This is a genomic window from Cycloclasticus sp., from assembly GCA_040743155.1.
In the GTDB taxonomy this organism is placed as follows: domain Bacteria; phylum Pseudomonadota; class Gammaproteobacteria; order Methylococcales; family Cycloclasticaceae; genus Cycloclasticus.
This window is the reverse complement of the sequence record JBFLJU010000001.1, coordinates 2,324,775-2,345,812: the sequence shown is the minus strand read 5'-3', so window position 1 is coordinate 2,345,812 and position 21,038 is coordinate 2,324,775. Positions and strand designations below refer to the sequence as shown.

The window sequence follows — 21,038 nt, the reverse complement described above, 5'->3', positions numbered from 1 at the left end:
TTAGCATTATTCGTAATTTGCTAACTACAATGTCTGACATGCTCTGATTTAGCATTCGCCAGCTCCTAATCATCAATCAAGTCTCGCCATGCCGCTGGCAGACAAATAAACAGCCTAAAGCCCCAAAAAAGACCCTCTGAGATGCGATATAAGAGACTTTCTCAACCAAACCCATGCTCTCGCCTTTATTTGCAAAAAAACCGCCTATAAATGCTTTATAGGCGGTTTTGAGTTTTTATCCGCCTGTTTTTATCGGGCGGTTTTAAGATAAGTTACAAAGGCTCTTTATTGAGCAAGCCTGTGACTCTAGACATCTAGATTTGCGACTTCTAATGCATTTTTTTCTATGAATGCACGTCTAGGTTCTACCTCATCACCCATCAAGGTTGTAAAAACGCCATCCGCTGCGACGGCATCTTCGATTCTAACCTGCAATAAGCGTCTTGAATCTGCGTCTAGTGTTGTTTCCCAAAGCTGTTCTGGGTTCATTTCGCCTAGACCTTTATAGCGCTGAATTTGTTGTCCTTTTCTTGCTTCTTTCATTAACAGGGTAAAGACTTCTTTAAAGCTTGAAACAAGGTGGGCCTTATCTGCAATAAGTAGTTTTGAGCCTTCTTCAAACATTCCACTTAACGTTTTACCAAAACTCACCAATCTTTTATATTCGCCCGATTTAAAGAACAAGCGTGTCATCTCAAATGATTTCTCTACACCGTGAGAAACAGTTGAACATTGAAGCGACCAGTCGCCTTCTTGGTATTCCAATCGTAAACTGTAATGTGTTGGGCTACTTTCTATCTCGTTTAATCGCTTCTCTAAATCGTTTAACCAGCTTTCAAGCTCAGCTTCGCTAGTAGATTCCGTTACCCCAGTAGAGACCAACAACTCGTTCAAAATTAGCGCATCATAACGGCCAGATAATCTGGTAATCATGCCTTCAATTTGAATATGCTCTTTAGCAAGTTCTTCAAGCGCTACGCCTGAAATAGCAGGAGTTGAGTCATTAATAACTAAACTGGCTTTTTGTAAGGCCAATTGCAATAAGTAATTATTTAACTCGTTATCGTCTTTCACATAATGCTCTTGTTTGCCCTTCTTAACTTTATACAAAGGTGGTTGAGCGATATAAACATTGCCGTTTTCAATAAGCTCAGGCATTTGGCGGTAAAAGAACGTTAACAACAAGGTACGGATGTGTGAACCATCAACGTCAGCATCGGTCATGATGATGATTTTGTGATAGCGCAAGTTTTCTGGCTTATATTCTTCTTTACCGATACCACAGCCTAGCGCCGTGATTAGCGTACCCACCTCATCGGATGACAGCATCTTGTCAAAGCGTGCTTTTTCAACATTTAATATTTTACCCTTCAACGGTAAAATAGCTTGTGTTCGTCTATCCCTACCCTGCTTTGCTGAACCTCCAGCGGAGTCCCCTTCCACTAGGAATATTTCTGATAATGCCGGATCTTTTTCTTGGCAATCGGCTAACTTTCCAGGTAAACCAGCGATATCTAACGCCGATTTTCGACGCGTCATTTCTCTTGCTTTTCTAGCCGCATCACGCGCCCTCGCCGCTTCTAGCATTTTACCTGCTATTTCTTTTGCTTCCTTTGGGTTTTCTAACAAAAACTCTTGTAACGCTTCGGATAAAGACGACTCTACAATCGATTTAACTTCCGATGAAACTAACTTGTCTTTTGTTTGTGAGGAGAATTTGGGGTCTGGCACTTTGACCGATAAAACGGCTGTTAAGCCTTCTCTTGCATCATCGCCTGACGTTGAAGCTTTTTGTTTTTTAGCTAAGCCGCTGCTTTCAATGTATTGATTTAACGTTCGTGTAAGGCCCGCTCTAAAACCGGCTAAATGAGTACCACCATCTCGTTGTGGAATATTATTTGTGTAGCAAAATATATTCTCTTGGTACGAATCATTCCATTGCAATGCAACCTCTACGTTCACATCGCTTTTCTCCACGTTAATATAAATAATGTTTTCGTGGATTTGTGATTTATTGATATTCAAGTGATTTACAAAGGCTTTAATTCCACCTTCGTATTCAAATACTTCTTCTTTAGCCGTGCGTTCATCTGACAATTTAATGCGAACACCCGAGTTTAAAAATGATAGTTCTCGTAACCTTTTTGCCAGCAACTCAAAATGGAACTCAATATTTGTGAACGTGTTTATGCTGGGTTTAAATCTCAGGCTCGTTCCGGTTTTATCCGTAGCGCCAATTACTTTTAAAGGCTCTACGGGCTCACCATGCACATATTTCTGATAGTGCTCGCTGCCATCACGTTTGATATTCAGTTCCAACTCTTCAGACAGCGCATTAACCACGGATACACCAACACCGTGTAAGCCGCCGGAAACCTTATAGGCGTTATCATTGAATTTACCACCGGCATGCAACACCGTCATAATGACTTCCGCGGCTGAACGACCTTCGTCAGGGTGAATATCCACAGGAATTCCACGCCCATCGTCGCTAATCGTTACCGAATTATCGTCATGAATAATCACACCGACTTCTGTACAGTGACCCGCTAAGGCTTCATCAATAGAGTTATCGACCGCTTCAAATACCATGTGATGCAAACCAGAACCATCATCGGTATCCCCGATATACATGCCTGGTCTTTTTCTAACGGCATCTAAGCCTTTTAAAACCTGGATATTTGAAGAATCATAGGTTTCCTCGTTTTTTTCTTCGCTCACTTAGCCTTCCTCATTCTGAATAACACCATGTTTCACGTGAAACACTTTTGTTTCTTTTGCTTCAATAAATTCTAAAAACAAATCATTGTTTGTCGTTGTAACAAAAACCTGAATACCCAAATCTTTAAGAAACAACATTACTTTTCTAAAACTTTCTTTATCCAGCTCTGCTGCCAAGTCATCCAGCAAAACACAAACAGACTTAGCCGACTGCTGACTCATTAATTTAATTTGCGCTAAATACATCGCAATAACTAATAACTTCATCTGACCTCTAGATAAATAGTCTTGTGCTAATTTCCCATCAACCAAAACCTTGATATCCGACTTATGCGCACCTAAGGTCGTATAACCATACAGAGTATCTCTAGAGTAGGATTTACTGAAGGCGTCAGATAAGGTGATTTTTTTATCCCAGCCTTGCAAGTAATTAATCTCTACATCACCGTCTCCGATAAACGTAGAAAAGATCAACTTTAACTCTTTCTGCAGTAAATCAACGTAAGCGCTTCTCTCAGAACCTACCATTGTACCGTATTCAATGAGCTTATTAGTCCAAACAGCTAATGTATCAAACTGTTTGGTTTTTAATAATTTATTTCGTTGCTTTAATAGTTGATTGTGCTTCTTTGAAATACCCAAAAAAGAGTGTTTCACGTGAAACACTCCTAGATCAATGAATGATCGCCTAACTGCAGCACCGTGCTCAAGTAACGTCTGCGATTCTGGCCTAATTAAATGTGTGTGTAGGTGTTTCGATAGTTCCGATGATTTTTTTTCAGTTCTGCCATCGATCCTTATGATTGTTTCAAGTTGGTTTTTTTTTATCGCTATTTTATGACTCGACCCAGAATAATTTAATTCAGAGAAAACTATTAGTTTTTGTTTATTGTGGGATAAAACCTTGCTGATGTTTTGTGTTCTAAAAGAACGAGCCCTGCTCAATATGTACAGCGCCTCCAGTAGAGATGTTTTACCACTCCCATTAGGGCCAACAATAATATTGAGTTTTGGAGATGGTTGGAATCTTAGGTATTCAATATTCCGAACATCCCTAATTTGAACATCAGTTAAAGACAAAGAATTAAAGCTTAGGCTGTGAATTATTTATATACGCATTGGCATAATAATAAAGCGACTGCTTTTATCACTCGGGTTCTCAAGTAAGCAGCTACTGTTGGTATCGGTAAAAGATACTTGAACACTTTCAGATTCAATAACATTTAACGCGTCCATTAAATAACTGGAGTTAAAGCCCATGCTCATCTCTTCGCTTTCATAATCTACCGACACCTCTTCTTCCGCTTCATCTTGCTCGGGGTTATTGGCATTTATTGTCATTAATTGATTAGATAAATCTAAGCGTATACCTTTGTATTTTTCATTGGATAAAATTGATACTCGAGATAAGGCAGATTTAAAAGATAACTTATCAATTGTGAAGCTGTGCTTGCTCTCTTCGGGAACAACGTTTTTGAAATCAGGGAAACGTCCATCAATTAATTTTGCGTTTAGTTGAACATCGCCTAATGTAAACTTAATGTTGTTTTTTGCTACTTTAAGTTCTACAGCGCCTTCAAACTTATCAATCAGCCTTAATAGCTCTTGAGCCGCTTTTCTAGGAATAATTATCTGGCTTATTGATTGACTCTCATTATCAATTTTATTTTTTGACAATGCTAAGCGGTGGCCATCAGATGCAACCGTTTGCAATTCCCCATCAACGACTTCCATCATCAAACCATTTAAATAATAACGAACATCTTGTTGCGCCATACAAAAGATGGTTTTACTAAATGCTTTTGCCAAAACTTCTTGGCTTATTGTTATTTGGTTAATGTAGTTAGATTCATCAAACAAAGGATATTCATCAGCACTTAACGTTCTTAAGGTGAATCGGCTTTTGCCTGATTTAATAACTAAAACATTTTGATCAAACGACATATTAATATCTGAATCGTCCGGTAATGAACGGCAGATGTCCAAAAGCTTTCTTGCTGGAATGGTCGTATTAAAAATTTCATTACTATTAATAGCGGATTCAGAGCTTACTTGAACTTCAAGGTCTGTCCCTGTGAACTTTAACCTTCCATCTGTGATGGATAAATAAACATTCGATAATATAGGCAATGTTTGTCTACGTTCGATAACACCGAATACTTTTTGTAAAGGTTCTAATAAATCGTTCTTAGTAATATTTAATTTCATATTTTAAATACTTATTATAGTTATAAGGGATAAAAAATCAGTTATTAAGTCTGTATTATCCTTTAAAATCAAAAGGTTAGTTAGTAACAAAAGGTGTTGTTAAATCCCCAAAGCTTTGTGGATAATTTGTTTATAAGCATCCTACTTATTTTATCCACAACTTGCACCTTATTAATGAGCTAGGGTTCTTAACAGGTTAATGAATTTCTCATCAAATTGTTATCAAGATTTCTCAAGTGTTGTAGTTTTTTCTTCACGTAAAACTGTTGCATGTTCAAGATTTTAAAATGTACAACTTTTCTCAAGCAATAGAACGCGTACGTTAAGGAAAAAAATAATTAGATCCTTGGATTTGAAAAACTTTAGCGACCGATTTTTATCGTATCGATACGAATACATTAAATTTGAAGAGTCATAAAACCTCTAACAAACTTTTTGATAAAAATAAGCGTTAGCGCTTAGCTAGAGATACTTGTATTAAATATAAATAATGTATTTTTTATAACAATCCAAAGCATAGGTGTATTGGATTGAACCGGAGTAAGTACAAAATAAGAGAAACACCGGTAAAAGTGGCTTAAATTGAGTTAAATCTAACGTTTAATCAAACATCTTAATTATTATTTAATTAAATCTTTTAATACTTATTATAGTTATTAGGGATGAAAAATCAGTTATTAAGTCTAAATTTCTTTTTTATATCAATGAGTTAATAAACAACAAAAGGTGTTGTTAAATTCAAATAGCTTTGTGGATAAATTGTTTATAAGCACCCAGCTAACGTTATCCACAATTTACACCTAGTTAATGAGATAGAGTTCTCAACAGGTTAATATAATCTTCATCGATTTTTTGATCCGAGTCTCTTAGCTCTTTTACTTTGCGTGTAGCGTGTAAAACAGTCGTATGATCGCGGCCGCCAAATTGGCTACCTATTTCGGGCAAACTGTATTGAGTTAGTTCTTTAGATAATGCCATTGCAATTTGTCGAGGTCGAGCAATAGAACGCGTACGTTTGGATGACAGTAAGTCAGACATTCTGATCTTGTAATATTCAGCTACCGTTTTTTGAATGTTATCAATACCGATACGTTTATTTTGCAGAGCGATTAAGTCTCGGAGAGCCTCTTTTGTAAAATCTAGGGTGATGGGTTGGCCGGTGAAGTTTGCATTAGCCAACACTCTTCGTAATGCACCTTCAAGTTCTCGGACATTAGACCTAATTCGATTACCCATGAAGAAAGCTACCTCGTCCGCTAGGTCAACACCACTTAGAGCCGCTTTACTTTTTAAAATAGCCACGCGGGTCTCAAGATCAGGTGGCTCAATAGGAATAGGTAAACCCCAACCAAAACGTGATTTTAGGCGCTCTTCTAAGCCATTAATTTCTTTGGGGTAGCAGTCACAAGTTAAGACAATTTGTTTGTTATTTTCTATCAGCGTATTAAATGTATGAAAAAACTCTTCTTGAGAGCGCTCTTTCTTGGCAAAAAACTGAATATCATCAATCAGTAAAAGGTCTAAAGAGCGGTAATGGTTTTTAAAATCATTAATTGTGTTCTTTTGTAGTGATTGCACCATGCCGGATACAAAACGTTCAGATGACAAGAAGTTGACCTTTGCGTTTTTGTTAGCTTTGATAATGCTGTTGCCAATAGAATGCATTAAATGGGTTTTTCCAAGACCAACACCACCATAAATAAAAAGGGGGTTGTAAGCAGTACCAGGGTTTTCTGAAACTTGGATGGCAGCAGCTTTAGCCAACTCATTAGATTTACCAACAACAAACGAGTCAAAGACGAATGCGCTGTTTAAATTATGTGAAACCGCTGGCGAGCTGGAGATTTTAGAAGGAGTGCTCTGTTTGATTGAACGAATCGGTTGTTGAACTTTAGAGCTACCAATTTTTAAATAGATATTAGTTTTACTATTTGTTAAATCATTGATTATATTAGTAATTTTCACAATGTAATTATCGGAAACCCAATCTAATACGAATTTATTTGGGGCGAATAAAAGCAAATCATCGTTATTATTTTGAGCTTGTAAAGGGCGAACCCAGGTGTTTATTTGTTGCGGAGGGATTTCCTCTTCTAAGCGTTGTAGGCATTGTTCCCAGAGAGATGACACATTGATCCTTATGAAATTAAGTTTAACTGGCGCTAAGAATATACCTTAATACACAAGTTATCCACAGGAAAAGAATGAAACAGGGAAAACACTTAATCTTCATATAAACATTGACTTTTGCAGTAAAAAAACTTAACCTGCGCAGTCTTTTTCTCGAAAGAAAAGCATCTAAAACAAGATGTTATCTTTTGTAACATTTTAATTAAGTATTTATAGGGTATTTAGCATGAAAAGAACATTCCAACCAAGCAACTTAAAAAGAGCAAGAACACACGGCTTTAGAGCTAGAATGGCAACTAAATCTGGCCGTAAAATCATTAATGCAAGACGCGCTAAAGGTAGAGTTCGTTTATCAGCCTAAATAAAGGGCAAGAACTCTCGTTTACAAAAGCAGATAGGCTTAACAGCGCATCTCAATACGCGGGAGTTTTTAAAGGTGCAAAAAGAAGTACGGACAATTTTTTTACCGTTTTAGTAAAAAAGAAAACCTTATCTAAGGCAAGACTTGGTCTTGCCATAGCGAAGAAAAGCGTAAAAAGAGCAGTAAAAAGAAATCTTATAAAACGAGTTATTAGAGAGTCGTTTAGACAAAGAAAAGCAACGCTATTTGGTTGTGACTTTGTTGTGTTATGTCGGAATAAAGCAGCAACAGCTACAAAAAAAGAGCTGGCTTTATCAATTCAACAGCACTGGGAAAAACTAATAATAAATGAATAAGTTTTTTATTTGTTTAATTGAATTTTATCGGCGTTTTATTAGCCCACTGCTTGCTAGCAGGTGTCGCTTCTACCCCACTTGCTCAGAGTATGCTCTTGAAGCATTTCAAGAATACGGTGTGATCAAAGCGCTTTATTTAACCGTTAAAAGGCTTGTCCGTTGCCAGCCTTTTTGTAAAGGTGGCGTAGACCCCTTACCAACATCAGAAAAAACACATGGATAATCAAAGAACGTTACTTTTTGCAGCCTTAGCTTTTATATCGGTACTTATTTGGCAAGCGTGGCAAAAAGACTACGTTCTTCCTCCTGAAGTACCGGTTCAAGTTGCCGGTGTTGATGGGCAGCCAGTACAGGCAAATGACGTACCGAATACAGCAGCGGCAAATAATAGGTTGTTGGGTGGCGGTGCTATTGTTGCCGCTAATGAAGGTGTGCAAGTAAGCGGTGGTGTTGTACGTGTTAGCACTGACGTGTATGAGCTTGAAATTAGTACAGTCGGCGGAAGCGTTGTTCAATTAGGCTTGTCTCAATATCCTGAAACAAAAGGTGAAGAGAGAAAAGTACAGCTGTTAAATAATGAAGCAGCGAAAACGTTTGTTGTTGAGTCGGGTTTAATCGCGCAAAACGGCGATAGCCCAAATCACCATGCTCTTTGGAGCGCGTCTGAAAGTGAATATGTAATGACGGGTGATGAGTTAAGAGTGCCGTTAACGTGGCAAGATGCTAGTGGCGTTAAAGTCACGAAAACATATGTGTTTGCTAAAGGAAGTTATAAGGTTGGTGTTGAAACACGTATAGAAAATAACGCTGTTAATAGTTGGTCAGCGAGAGAGTATGTGCAAATAAAGCGTAATGATTACGCTGATAAAAAAGCAAACTCAATGATTCATACTTATACCGGCGGCGTACTGTATACAGATGAAGAAAAGTACCAAAAAATTGATTTTGGTGACATGGAAGATGAGGACCTAAACCGTGTCGCGATAGGTGGCTGGGCTGCAATGATCCAACACTATTTCGGTGTTGCGTGGGTTCCAGAAAAAGAAAACCAATACAGTTATTACACCAAGTCGCTAAAAGGTGCTTTGTATGTGATAGGTGCCTATTCCCCTAATAAAACAGTTCAGGCTGGTGAGACAGAGGTTATTCACACCGTTCTTTTTGCGGGACCTAAGCTTCAAGAGCAGTTAACCGGTGTGGCTCCAGGTCTTGAGTTAATGGTTGATTACGGCAAGCTGACTATTATTGCTGAACCTATTTTTTGGTTACTCAGTTTCTTCTACGACTTTGTTGGAAACTGGGGTGTTGCGATCATCATGGTGACGTTCACCATTAAGGCGCTGTTTTTCAAATTATCTGAAAAAAGCTATAAGTCTATGGCTCATATGAAGATAGTTCAGCCAAGAATTGTTGCGCTTAAAGAGCGTTATGGCGATGATAAGCAACAGCTTAATCAAGCGATGATGGAGCTATACAAAACAGAAAAAATTAACCCGCTTGGTGGTTGTTTACCGATTCTGGTTCAAATACCCGTGTTTATTGCCTTGTATTGGACCTTGCTTGAAAGTGTCGAGTTGAGGCAAGCACCGTTTGCCTTGTGGATCGATAATATTTCATCAGCAGACCCATACTTTGTTCTTCCGGTTATTTACGGTATCACTATGTTCTTCCAGCAGCGCTTAAACCCTGCACCCGTGGATCCAATGCAAAAGAAAATGATGCAAATGCTACCAATTATGTTTACCGGTTTCTTTGCCTTTTTCCCAGCCGGTCTTGTGTTGTACTGGATTGTGAATAATCTATTAACGATTGCTCAACAAACTTTCATCATGAAAAGAATTGAAGCAGGAAAAGATACATAAGCGACGGTTATGTCGAACAATAATGACACGATAGCGGCCGTTGCAACAGCAAGTGGCCGTGGTGGCATTGGCATTATTCGGATTAGTGGTCCAAATACAAAGCAAATAAGCGAAAAGCTGTTAGGCGGTCAAATACCCGCGCGACAAGCCTGCTTTAAATCATTCAAAGAGCAAGACAACACGGTTATCGACAGTGGTCTTGCTTTGTTCTTTCAGTCCCCTGCTTCCTACACCGGTGAAGATACACTTGAGCTGCAAGGCCATGGTGGCCCAGTTGTTTTAGATATGTTGCTAAAACGGGTATTGGCATTAGGTGCTCGTCTTGCAGAACCCGGCGAGTTCACCCAGAGAGCCTTTCTAAACAATAAGCTAGATTTAGCCCAAGCAGAGGCAGTTGCCGATATTATTGATGCAGGTACAGCGGCTGCAGCGATATCTGCACAGCGTTCCTTACAAGGCGCTTTTTCTCAGCATATCAACGAGCTGCAACAACAACTAACGCACCTTCGCTTATATGTAGAGTCAGCAATAGACTTTAGTGATGAGGAGATAGACTTTCTCGCGGGTGATGAACTACAACAAATCATTAATAAGCTAAAACAAGCCTTCGCGACACTGACAGAAACCGCAAAGCAAGGGAGTTTATTAAGGGACGGCATGACCGTTGTTTTGGCGGGTAAGCCCAATGCGGGTAAATCGAGTCTTTTGAACGCCTTAGCAAAGCGCGATACCGCCATTGTGACCGAGGTTGCGGGTACAACGCGTGATGTGCTGAGAGAGCAGATACAAATAGACGGTATGCCGGTGCATATCATAGATACTGCGGGACTTCGTGAAACCAGCGATATTATTGAACAAGAAGGCGTAAAGCGCGCAAAACAAGCTATTTTAGCGGCAGATCAAGTACTACTCGTGGTGGATGATCGGGAAGCAGGATCAGAAGAGCATTTAACTTTATTAAAAGACATCCCCCCCGCTATTCCAATTACGATTGTATTTAATAAAGTAGATATTACCGGGGCGAAAATTGAAGAAGTTAAGTCGAGTGATGGGCAAACAATCATAAAGTTGTCTGCGAAACACGGTGACGGTCTTAACTTGTTAACTCAACACTTGAAAGAATTAATGGGTTTCAACCCAGAAGAAAAAAATATATTTTTAGCGCGCCGTCGTCATTTAGACGCCTTAGCAAGGTCGAATGATTTTTTAAATGATGGTATTGAACAGTTGCTCAGCTATCAAGCGGGTGAAATGTTCGCAGAAGATCTACGTTTAGCGCAAAACGCGCTATCTGAAATTACCGGAAAAATGACGCCAGACGATTTGCTGGGAGAAATATTCTCTTCGTTTTGTATTGGCAAGTAAAACTGATTGAATACCGTTTATTAGCAATGAACATTCCATTGAGGGAATAAGCGTGAGCTTGAATGCTTGTATAACTGTGGTTAGCTATTGATGCTGAGAAATTAAAGTAGGCTGGTGAGCTGTATGCTGTGCTTATAGCGTTTACCCAAGACAAAAAAAATCCCGCAGGAACTCCTGCGGGATTTTTTTCTAAAACACGTCTTTAGAACATGCGCATAAAGCTGATACCGAAATCATAACAACGGTGATCGACTTTATACCCCGTGCCGCCCCACATTGTGCCAACTAAAACGTCCACCTTCCAAGTCTCGTACTGTATGCCCATTCCAACGCTGGCAATTTGTAAATCGCCAAGCGTAATGGTTGCAGGGTTTTCAAACTCAGAGGGTACGCCTGACGACTCATTTGTGTAGCCAGCTCGTAACGTTATTTTGTCATTTAGTAGATATTCTGTACCAATGCTATAGCCGTGACCACGGTGCCAGCCTGGATCGCCGTCAGCATTTTGTAAGAATGGACCTTGATCATCGTATTTTGCATTAGAGCCAGGCCAATTGAAGTCGCTCCAGTCGTTTTCTTTATAATCGTAAGTGAAGGTAAGCCTTTTTGTTGGTTTATAAGCAACGCCTACAGCCCATGAAGCGCCATATACAAAATCAGTATGCCCATCGCTTTTTTCATCGGTTTTGAACGGGTCGATAGCAGTGCCGCCTTTCAGTTTCACACGTGTGTCACCTTTTAGCTTAATGTCGGTACCGGTGCGGTATGTTGCGCCAACACTCCACTGCTCATTAAATTTGTAGAGCATGCCAAAGTTACCCTGAACACCATAGCCCCACTTGCGTATTTGCATGTCGAAGTTATAGTCAAGATCGGGGTCCGGTGCTCGGTAATTCTTATCGACGTCGCCTCGCCAAAGGCTAAGGATAACGTCAACACCAACACCAACACTAAGTTTTTCAGTGACTTGATAGCCTACGGAGCCGTTTACCGTCATCAGCGCAAGAAGGGCAAACACGTCAGCTTCGATTTCTGCGCCTGTAACAGGGTCAGTTATTTTATCGTTATAGCTTGAGTATGCTCCGCCTAATCCATAGAGACCACCAGCAAATGTGTAACGGCCATAATTTTTGAAGGCGACAAATGACGGCATGGTAGCCGCACCTAACCAGAGCTCTTCATCATCATCAAAATGATCTGGCTCGGATGGATAGAAGCCTGGAAACAGGTCGCCTTTGTTAGGATCATATGGGTTATCAAGGTCGGCAAGTCCGTTATTTGTAACGCCATTTTTAGCATCAATTTTAGCGGTCATTGAGTAAACACCAAGAGTGTAGCCAGAGCCTTTTAACTGGCTTAAGCCAGCAGGGTTCCAGAAAATTGCTGAGGCATCATCTGCCAAGCCAACAAATGCGCCACCCATGCTCATTGCGCGAATGCCTAAACCCTCAAGGTTAACACCACTAGCGTATACGTCCGTTGCTGGAAGTGATGATGCAGTAAGTAAAGCAAGGCCAAGAAGGCTACTGCGAGAGCGTGTTAAATTAGAAAAAAACCCCTTTTTTTTCTGCGACGTTAAGTCCATTTTATAATCCCCATAATTATTTTTTATTTCATTAAAATTCAGCTAACGCGGCATTCTATATGAAGTCGATAAGTAGGTGGGTGATTAAAATCATCATCTTCTAATTTAAATGCTTTATGATTTGAAAATATAAATATAGCGTTAAATTTCAGTCATCAAAAAATGAGAAGAAAAGGTTAAGACGCTTTAATCATATATGCACTCATCAGCTGATTTGCTGTACGGTCGGCGAAAATATAAGTTCAACCCAACGATAGATAATAGAAATGACACACCCCATTATTGAAAGCCTTTTATGGCGGCACACCACAAAAAAATACGATACGACAAAAAAGGTTCCGCAAGAGGATCTTGACGTGCTTTTTGAGGCGATGCGGCTATCGCCATCGTCGATTAATTCTCAGCCGTGGAAGTTTGTCATCATAGAGAGTGACGAAGCAAAACAGCGAATGAATAAGACATTTGCTAATAAATACCAGTTTAATCAGCCACACGTTTTTGATAGTTCGCAAGTTATTCTTTTTGCCCATAACCCGCAATACACGCACGATGATTTTGTCGAAATAGTGGATAAAGGCATTAAGGATAAGCGCACAAAGCCTGAAAATCGTGAAGCTGCGTTTACTAGCTTTGCGTTTGCCAAGCTCAATACCGATAAAACGGGTGATACGAGTCGTTGGACAAAGGCGCAAACCTATATTGCGCTTGGTAATACCTTGCACACCTTGGCTCGTCTTAAAATTGATTCAACGGCCCTAGAAGGCATTGATACGGACTTAGTTAATGAAGAGTTTAAAAAAGAGTTAGCTGGCTATCAGTGCGATGTGGCGTTAGCGATTGGCTACCACCACCCAGAAGAGGACTATAATGCAAAACTACCTAAGTCACGGCGTAGCTTAAACAGTATTTTACTGCGGATATAAGGATCGGCAAGGTTATTAAGGTCGATTAGGGTGCGTTCTAGCGTAAGCTAAAATTAGCTACTTTTTTTATAAAATGCTGTTCGGAGCCCTCTCCATAGCGAGTTTTTAGGTACAGAAGTTGAAGGGTTTTTAAGGTCTCAGCTTTTTCTGGGTAATGTTGTATTGCACGATTAAAGTAGTCGGTAGTGGTTTCGTGCTTTTGCCTCTCCCCCGCTTTTTTAGCCAGTTTTATACAAAGCTCTAAATAGCTTTTTTGTACCGGGTCGAGCGTTTCTTTTTTAAATAGCAGCATGGCACAGATGGATATCAGCAGGATTAAGCCGCTAAGCGTTGCTAGCCAAAGCACCATATCACCCCAATCCATAATGCCAAACTTGGAAAGGAAATCGAGTTGTTTTTCTGGGCCATAGGCCAGCACAGAATTTTGCCAATAATAATCAATGCTATGGATCATCCACGTGAGTTGTTGAGCCCACTTCCTTAAGCCGTCAGGCGGTGTTATTAGGAAATTAACGTCACCATTAACCCGTTGCAAAGACGCGTCAATGGAGTGTTCAATTCTGTCGGGTGAAATAGCAGCGGTAGGATCGATGCGTGTCCAACCGGTTTTTTTCAACCAAACTTCAACCCATACGTGGGCATCTGCTTGGCGAATATTATAAAAGCCCCCTACTTTGTTGAAAACGCCGCCTTGATAACCGCCGACTAGACGAGCAGGAATATTGGCGACGCGCATGAGCGTGGCAAAACTGGTAGCAAAGTGACCACAAAAGCCGCGTTTGGTTTCAAATAGAAACTCAGCCACTGGGTTTTTGTGTAACGAAGGCGGTTTAAGCGTGTAAAAGAACTCTTGATTATAAAAGGTTAGGGCTTTATTGATCATATCTCTATTAGTTGTCGCGTTTTGTGACCAATTTTTAACCAGTTTATCAATCCTAGGGTCGAGATTATCGGGTAATTTTAACGCGCGCTGTCGGTCGTCGTTTGAAAGCTGCTTGAGGTGGGCCTGTGTTGACGAGGTCATTTGAAACGCAATATTACGGCGTAACTTTTTCTTAAGTATTAATTGGTGATCGTGAGTTAGCCGTGCTTTATTCGGCGCATTAATTGGAACATCTAATGCGTATAGCCAGAATTGCTGATGGGGCTCCATCATTAAGGTGTATTGATAGTCGCTAGGGCTTTTGGGTATTGGGCTGGCTTGCTCAAAGGCTGCTTTTCTTGGTGGGGTGAGGGACCAAGACCGCCCGTCTGTTTCCCAAAAAACAGGACCACGCCAATAGAGGTCTTTTTGCGCCGGTGCGGGGCCATTAAATAAAACACGAAAAGCTGTTTTATCCGATAAAGCTAAATTAGACACCTGTCCAGGGTTAATCGAGTCGCTTATCCCGCTAACAGCGGAGCTACTGTTCGGCATAGCCCATAAGGGACCTATCATGCGTGGAAAGAGTAAGAAAAAAACCAGCATTAATGGAATGGATTGTAATAACACAATGCTTGATAAGCGTAATAGCGGTATATTTTTTAAGGTATTGGTTTGAGTGGTATTAATAACCAGGGCAAACAGCAGCATGAAAAATACACCTAAAGCGTAGAAAGCCAGTTCAATCCGTTGATCAAATAAGAATGGGGTGATGAGCATAAAAAAGCTCATATAAATCACCGCTTGGGCATCGCGCGCAGATTTGCTTTCAAGTAACTTTAGGCCCATTAATACAATTAATAAGCTACTGCTCGCGTCGCGCCCTAACGACATGCCGAATGTTTTTGACACAAAAAAAACCAGCCCGATGGCTAAGGGTAATAGTAGCCATTTATTCGGCAGGGCCTTGGGAAACCGTAGTGTTAACAAGCGCCAAGCCAATAAGGCAAAACCAATGGTAATAAACGAGGGCTTTAATTCGCCAATATGCGGGGTAATGAGTAACGCACCAATGGCGACTAATAACTTAATAAGTGTGGGCTGAAGAGGGATTGCTTGCACCTTATGACTGCCCGTACAGTGCTAATTCTTTTAAGCAGGCGTGTTGATGGCTGCTGCCATGGTTTGGCAGAAGTTCAATATTGGGCAAGCGCAAACCATATTCCGCACCCTTTTCTTCACAATTTAGTACCCAAAAAGATAATTGGGATATTTTTTCTTCAATGGCTAATTGATCGCAAGACTGCCAGTCTAACCAAACGTTAGCGGATTGTTCGGCGCTAAAATCATTACTGTATAAGCCTTTTTCAGCGGCTAGTGCTTTCCAATTGATATGTCTGTAATTTTGTCCTTGTTGATAGGGTTTAAGTCCGGCAAAGTCATCGGCACCAGTTTGATTGCTAGCGGTGCCGTTTGCTTCCTCGTCGTGTTGCGTGAACGCTAAAGGTATTCCTGCATCGATAGCTTGCGGGTAAACCAAAATAGCTTGGTTAAATAATAAGGGAGACCATGCTTGAAAAAAACCAAACGGAAATTGTGTAGAAAGGGTAATGGTTTCGGGTCTATACCATCCGCGTTTTTTAAGTTTCACGGGCAAACTGATCAGTAAAGACTGTTCCTTTTTTAGGTTAAAGGTTGTTTGTTGCTCGAGATGGGAGGCCTTAATAACAAAGCGTTCGCGTTCATCCCGTTCTTTTACTGAGATATTAATGTGACCGATTGAACCGGCATAACAAGCGGGTGTCTTAGCGAGCGATATAGCGAGACCCGATAGGTTTTTATAACTGTAAAAGGTGGACGCTTGTGCGGCAGCAGCTAATAGAAAGGTAAAGATAAAGCCCATGCTGTTGTTGTAGTTAATGGAGGCTATTAGCATCAGTAAAATGACTAGGGCTAGGGAAAAGCCACCCTTGCAAGGGAGTATGAAGATGCGTCGGTGATTTAACTCAATAACAGGCTGCTGCGCTGCCTCGCCTTTTATAAAGCGTTTTAACGATAGTCGTTGTGAAAGCGTTAATGACATTGGCTGTGTGAGGGGTTAGGTCATTTAACTGTAGCACGCGTTGTTGGCCCCCGATGTGTAAAAAGCCGCAAAAGCGGCTTTTTACACAGGAAATAGGTTCTTTTTTAAAGAGCCGGAGCAGAATCTTTAACGCTAGCTTTCTCTTCCATACGAGCTTTCCACGCGCTTACGCCTGGATAATCGGCCAGTAATGAGCCCTCTGGCACCATGCCAAGGTAGGCGATGATCGGGTACAAGAAGTAATCGGCAAGCGAGGCAGTATTACCGGCTAAATAGTCATCGCTAGCTAAGGTTTTTTCCAATAAGGCGAGTTGCTCTGTTGTGGCTGGAATGGCGGCGTCTAGAACTGTTTGATCCATTGGCATGATTTCAAACCTGAATAAAACAATATCATGAACGATAGTCGGAAAAATATAGGCATTAATATAGCTAATCCATTGGTTCATAACGCCACGCTGTTTAGCGTTATCAGGTTGCAATGATGGGCCGTCAAAGGCTTCATCAATGTAATTAACAATGGCAAGAGTTTCGTACAAGGTGTAATCACCGTGGGTAAAAGCAGGGACTTTTCCCGTTGGGCTGACGACACGCATTTCATCGGTATTCGGTGCGTGCTGCAGATGCTCAAAATTTACCCCTTTTTCAATCAGCGCCATGTGGGCTGTTCTAACGTAGGTGCTTAGTGGAAAACCATATAAAGTAATCTCGATCATTTTATTTATCCCATTATTTTGCTTAAATATGAACTGATTAATATAAGTAATTAGAGTGTTGCTGTAAATAACAATATAGAGAGGAAAGATGGCTCGACGTTTTGAGAAGAAAGTAGTGGTGGTGACCGGTGCGGCGCAAGGTATTGGCAAAGCGTGTGCGTTACGGTTTGCGAAAGAAGGCGCCAGTGTGATGATTGCTGACCGTGCAAAAGAGCAGGCGCGGCTTGTTCAACAAGAGATTATTGAGCAAGGTGGAACGGCCAGTGTTTGCATTGTAGACCTTGAAACGAGCGCGGGCGCAAAAGAAGTAATGCAAGCAACGATGGATACATATGGGCGCATAGATGTGTCGGTTCACAATGTAGGCGGCACGATTTGGGCAAAGCCCTTTTGGGAATACCCAGACGATCAAATAGAAAAAGAAATAAACCGCTCCTTGTGGCCAACGTTGTGGTGTTGCCGTGCGGTTATACCTTTTATGATGGAGCAAAAATATGGCGCCATTGTAAATGTTGGTTCGGTTGCAACGCGGGGAATTAACCGTGTACCCTACTCCGCCGCTAAAGGCGGTGTGCAGGCGATCACGACTTGTATGGCGTTAGAGCTAGCTGAGCACGGTATTCGCGTTAATTGTGTCAACCCAGGCGGCATCGACCAAGGTGAACGTGCGATACCCAGACATACCGATGCGCTGACAGATGTTGATAAAAAAGGTATGGAAGGGGTTGTTGAGCAAACATTGCGAGATACCCCGATGAAACGATATGGTACGCCAGAAGAAGAAGCGGCGGCGATCTGCTTTTTAGCGGCGGACGAATCATCGTATATCACCGGTGAGATTATTAACGTTGCGGGTGGTGGGATCGGGTAATTAAAGCAATGTTTCTGTGTTGTTGAAAGTAGTAGAGTATGGGAATATACCCCCGTATAAAAATAATGTGTGTCTTAACCGTAAAGGTTTGCAGGGGCAAAATGGCGAAAGCCTTTGATTTAATTTAGGAGAGCAACCTCATCATGAAAAATATAGATTGTAAGCAATTTGTTAATACCAAAGAAGGCTGGATAGACCGCCGTATTTTTTGGGAACAGGAAATATATCAGCAAGAATTAGAACAAATTTTTGCCAAAGCGTGGCAGTTTGTCGCTCACGACTCAATGTTGCCGAATGCCAATGATTTTTATACCACCTACATGGGTGAAGACGGAGTGATTGTTGCGCGCCAAAGAGATGGTAGCGTCAAAGTATTTCTTAACTCTTGTACGCATCGAGGTAATAAAATTTGTTACGCCGATGATGGCAATACACGTAACTTCACCTGCAACTACCACGGTTGGGCGTTTGGCACAGACGGCGAGTTAAAAGGTCTGTCGAATGAGCACGTATATAATGAAGGTGATATAGACAAAAGCAAATGGGGCTTACAGCAGGCCCGCGTAGATAACTATAAAGGCATGATATTTGCGACCTTTGACGATGAGGCGCCATCTCTGGAAGAATTTTTGGGTGACTTCCGTTGGTATTTAGACATTATCTTGGATCAAGACGAAGGCGGCACGGAATTTATTGGCGGCGGTATCAAAAATTATATCAATGCTAACTGGAAATTTGGCGTTGAGAATTTTGTTGGCGATGCCTATCACGCCTTGTGGACACATGATTCTGGCTTTAAAGCGATGAACAATAATGAAGGCTTCCCACCAGCAGACCCAACGGGTAGCTACCACGCCAGTGTCAATGGACATGGTTGGGAATTTGGTACCGATGGTTTAGCGGATATCGCTATTTTAGGCCAGCCTAAGGTGCTGGAATATTATGAAAAAATACGTCCCCAAATGGCTGAGCGCTTAGGTGAAATGCGCTCGAAGATATTTGGCTCGTTGGCTTCTGTATCGCTATTCCCTAACTGTTCATTTTTACCGGGTATTCAAACCTTCCGTGTTTGGTTGCCTAGAGGGCCACATAAATTTGAAATGCGTATGTGGACGATCGTGAACAAAAATATGCCCGATGAGATTAAACAAGCGATTAATATTGGTTGTATGCAAACCTTTAACCCGGCTGGCGTATTGGAAATGGACGACGGTGAAAACTGGGAAGGCAATACCATCGTAAATAAGGGCGTGGTGACGCGTAAAGGTAAGTTGCATTATGGCTGTGGAATAAGTAGTCGAATTGAACACGAGGAGCTACCAGGTATTGTCCATGCGGGGCAATTCAATGATGCCAACCAGCGTCTGTTTTATGAGCGTTGGGCAGATATGATGAATGCTAAAAGCTGGGATGATGTTCCTTCACGATATACGCCGCGTTACGCTGGCAAAAAGACCGTATAGGAGGCTCAGATGACAAATGCAAACACACAGACAGCCTCATTAGAGCTCGTTAACGAGGTTCAGCAGTTTTTATACCGTGAAGCGCGACATCACGATAATGAAGAATTCAGAGAATGGCTGGAGATGTTGACCGAAGATATCCATTACTGGATGCCTTATCGTTATCAACGTTACCGTAAAAATGAAAAAGAACCTTCTATTTATGACACCGCGTATTACAACGATGATATGGAGTGTTTGGTTAAGCGTATTATTCGTACTGAAACAGGTACATGTTGGTCTGAAGATCCGGCAACACGTAGCGCTCATGTTGTTACCAATATCGAAGTTGAATTAACGGATAATCCCGTTGAATATCGGGTGTATTCATTAACCACCGTACATAGAAACATAAATGAAGATGAAGAGCATACGATGTTGGGTCATCGTACCGATTTAATACGCCGAGTTAATGGCAAGTTGAAGTTGGCTAAGCGTAAGATTATTCTGGATCAGAATATCTTTAAAAACAAAAGCTTAAATGTTTATTTGTAAATATTTTCATAACAAGTAAGAGGAAAAGCCCTGTTAAAACAGGGCTTTTTATTAAACGATGAGTAATACGTTAAAAGCAGTTTTATTATTAAATATTGCCGGTTTGTTTTGGGGCGGGAATATGATTTTGGGGCACTATTTAAAAGATTACTTTGGCCCTTGGTCCATTGTTAGCACTCGCTTGCTGATAGGCGGGGCCATCTTTCTTATCTTGTTGATAAAAAGTGGTGAGTTAAAAAAAATCAGAGACATCACTAACTGGCGGATAATCATCGCGTTGGCGATCACAGGCGTTATCGCTTTTCAGTTCTTAATATATTATGGACTCCGCCTGACTACATCGACAAATGGCGGCCTAATTAACTCATTAACGCCGTTATTAACCGCTATCGTGGTGGGTATTTACTTTAAAGAAAAGCTAACCTATCAACATTGGCTTGCCGCAATGGTGACGGTATTAGGTTTGGCCTTTATTCTCAGTGAAGGACAGCTTTCAAATCTCATGGTATTGGAATTCAACCTCGGTGACCTCTTCATTTTGGCAGCAGTGTGCAGTTGGGTGGCTTATAGCATTATTGCAAAAGTGGCGATGAGGGAGCTAACACCGTTGCTGATTACCTCGTTGGGCGTGCTCATTTCATTGGTTGTTGTGGTGCCATTAGGTTTATGGGAAACGCAATATGTCCAGGAGCCCACATTGACTCTCCAGTCCATGCTTGCGGTATTGTTTATTAGCACGGGGCCAACCGTTTTATCGCTATTATTTTGGAATAAGGGTGTCCTGTTGATAGGACCGGCAAGAGCGTCGTTATTTCTAAACACGGTGCCGGTCTATATAATCGTGATCAACGCATTGTTTTTGGACGTTATGCCGCAGCAATATCAACTGGTCGGTATGTTGCTAATATTTGCCGGTAGCTTTTATGCTGGTTTTAAAACATCAAAACCGACTTAAAAATTAAGGCAGATGCCGTGATTAAAAACGGCTTAACAGGCTTAGC

18 protein-coding genes are annotated in these 21,038 nt (G+C 41.1%); 10 read left to right on the top strand and 8 right to left on the bottom strand.

Annotated elements, in window-relative coordinates:
• Nucleotides 1-306: 306 nt before the first annotated feature.
• The 4 genes from gyrB to dnaA all read right to left on the bottom strand — a co-directional run bounded on the left by gyrB (nucleotide 307) and on the right by dnaA (nucleotide 7,059).
• Nucleotides 307-2,721 (bottom strand): DNA topoisomerase (ATP-hydrolyzing) subunit B, encoded by a 2,415-nt coding sequence (gene gyrB, locus AB1Y31_11235; protein MEW4983751.1) that lies wholly within the window; start codon nucleotides 2,719-2,721, stop codon nucleotides 307-309.
• Nucleotides 2,722-3,801: a DNA replication/repair protein RecF gene (gene recF / locus AB1Y31_11230; protein MEW4983750.1), complete on the bottom strand. Its 1,080-nt coding sequence runs from the start codon at nucleotides 3,799-3,801 to the stop codon at nucleotides 2,722-2,724.
• 27 nt (nucleotides 3,802-3,828) lie between these two features.
• Nucleotides 3,829-4,929, bottom strand: a complete 1,101-nt coding sequence (gene dnaN, locus AB1Y31_11225) for a DNA polymerase III subunit beta (GenBank protein MEW4983749.1) — start codon at nucleotides 4,927-4,929, stop codon at nucleotides 3,829-3,831.
• A gap of 804 nt (nucleotides 4,930-5,733) precedes the next feature.
• Complete coding sequence (gene dnaA / locus AB1Y31_11220) at nucleotides 5,734-7,059, bottom strand: chromosomal replication initiator protein DnaA (protein ID MEW4983748.1); 1,326 nt, start codon at nucleotides 7,057-7,059, stop codon at nucleotides 5,734-5,736.
• A 226-nt stretch (nucleotides 7,060-7,285) separates the two neighbouring features.
• Between dnaA and rpmH the strand changes: the two genes are divergently transcribed.
• From rpmH to mnmE, 5 genes are read left to right on the top strand one after another with little or no spacing between them, the layout of a single operon-like run.
• Complete coding sequence (gene rpmH / locus AB1Y31_11215; protein MEW4983747.1) at nucleotides 7,286-7,420, top strand: 50S ribosomal protein L34; 135 nt, start codon at nucleotides 7,286-7,288, stop codon at nucleotides 7,418-7,420.
• Nucleotides 7,411-7,776, top strand: coding sequence for a ribonuclease P protein component (gene rnpA, locus AB1Y31_11210; GenBank protein MEW4983746.1), 366 nt, complete (start codon nucleotides 7,411-7,413; stop codon nucleotides 7,774-7,776). Before rpmH ends, rnpA begins: the two co-directional genes overlap by 10 nt.
• Nucleotides 7,769-7,999, top strand: a complete 231-nt coding sequence (gene yidD, locus AB1Y31_11205; protein MEW4983745.1) for a membrane protein insertion efficiency factor YidD — start codon at nucleotides 7,769-7,771, stop codon at nucleotides 7,997-7,999. Before rnpA ends, yidD begins: the two co-directional genes overlap by 8 nt.
• Nucleotides 7,992-9,638, top strand: a complete 1,647-nt coding sequence (yidC, locus tag AB1Y31_11200; protein ID MEW4983744.1) for a membrane protein insertase YidC — start codon at nucleotides 7,992-7,994, stop codon at nucleotides 9,636-9,638. The genes yidD and yidC overlap by 8 nt, the downstream gene beginning before the upstream one ends.
• A 9-nt stretch (nucleotides 9,639-9,647) precedes the next feature.
• The gene (gene mnmE, locus AB1Y31_11195; protein MEW4983743.1) at nucleotides 9,648-11,003 is read left to right on the top strand and encodes a tRNA uridine-5-carboxymethylaminomethyl(34) synthesis GTPase MnmE; all 1,356 of its coding nucleotides are present in this window, start codon (nucleotides 9,648-9,650) and stop codon (nucleotides 11,001-11,003) included.
• A 202-nt stretch (nucleotides 11,004-11,205) separates the two neighbouring features.
• Here mnmE and AB1Y31_11190 read toward each other — a convergent pair whose 3' ends face one another.
• On the bottom strand, nucleotides 11,206-12,588 hold the full coding sequence (locus AB1Y31_11190) for an outer membrane protein transport protein (GenBank protein ID MEW4983742.1): 1,383 nt from the start codon (nucleotides 12,586-12,588) through the stop codon (nucleotides 11,206-11,208).
• Nucleotides 12,589-12,854: 266 nt separating this feature from the next.
• Here AB1Y31_11190 and AB1Y31_11185 point away from each other — a divergent pair, with 266 nt between their 5' ends.
• Nucleotides 12,855-13,511: a nitroreductase family protein gene (locus AB1Y31_11185; GenBank protein MEW4983741.1), complete on the top strand. Its 657-nt coding sequence runs from the start codon at nucleotides 12,855-12,857 to the stop codon at nucleotides 13,509-13,511.
• Between the two features lie 37 nt (nucleotides 13,512-13,548).
• On the opposite strand, the gene AB1Y31_11180 is transcribed toward AB1Y31_11185, so the two are convergent.
• The 3 genes from AB1Y31_11180 to AB1Y31_11170 all read right to left on the bottom strand — a co-directional run bounded on the left by AB1Y31_11180 (nucleotide 13,549) and on the right by AB1Y31_11170 (nucleotide 17,169).
• Nucleotides 13,549-15,495, bottom strand: coding sequence for a DUF3488 and DUF4129 domain-containing transglutaminase family protein (locus tag AB1Y31_11180; GenBank protein MEW4983740.1), 1,947 nt, complete (start codon nucleotides 15,493-15,495; stop codon nucleotides 13,549-13,551).
• Nucleotide 15,496: 1 nt separating this feature from the next.
• Complete coding sequence (locus tag AB1Y31_11175; GenBank protein MEW4983739.1) at nucleotides 15,497-16,456, bottom strand: DUF58 domain-containing protein; 960 nt, start codon at nucleotides 16,454-16,456, stop codon at nucleotides 15,497-15,499.
• 104 nt (nucleotides 16,457-16,560) lie between these two features.
• Complete coding sequence (locus AB1Y31_11170) at nucleotides 16,561-17,169, bottom strand: glutathione S-transferase family protein (GenBank protein MEW4983738.1); 609 nt, start codon at nucleotides 17,167-17,169, stop codon at nucleotides 16,561-16,563.
• A gap of 88 nt (nucleotides 17,170-17,257) precedes the next feature.
• Between AB1Y31_11170 and AB1Y31_11165 the strand changes: the two genes are divergently transcribed.
• The 4 genes from AB1Y31_11165 (at nucleotide 17,258) to AB1Y31_11150 (ending at nucleotide 20,992) form a co-directional block, all read left to right on the top strand.
• A complete protein-coding gene (locus tag AB1Y31_11165; protein ID MEW4983737.1) occupies nucleotides 17,258-18,040 on the top strand; it encodes a 1,6-dihydroxycyclohexa-2,4-diene-1-carboxylate dehydrogenase in 783 nt (260 codons plus the stop codon).
• 143 nt (nucleotides 18,041-18,183) lie between these two features.
• Entirely contained in the window at nucleotides 18,184-19,503 is a 1,320-nt protein-coding gene (locus tag AB1Y31_11160) for an aromatic ring-hydroxylating dioxygenase subunit alpha (GenBank protein MEW4983736.1), read from the top strand.
• Nucleotides 19,504-19,512: 9 nt separating this feature from the next.
• Nucleotides 19,513-20,037, top strand: coding sequence for a 3-phenylpropionate/cinnamic acid dioxygenase subunit beta (locus tag AB1Y31_11155; GenBank protein MEW4983735.1), 525 nt, complete (start codon nucleotides 19,513-19,515; stop codon nucleotides 20,035-20,037).
• A gap of 58 nt (nucleotides 20,038-20,095) precedes the next feature.
• Nucleotides 20,096-20,992 carry a DMT family transporter gene (locus AB1Y31_11150; GenBank protein ID MEW4983734.1) on the top strand — a complete coding sequence of 299 codons (897 nt, stop codon included), beginning with the start codon at nucleotides 20,096-20,098 and terminating at the stop codon, nucleotides 20,990-20,992.
• Nucleotides 20,993-21,038 lie beyond the last annotated feature (46 nt).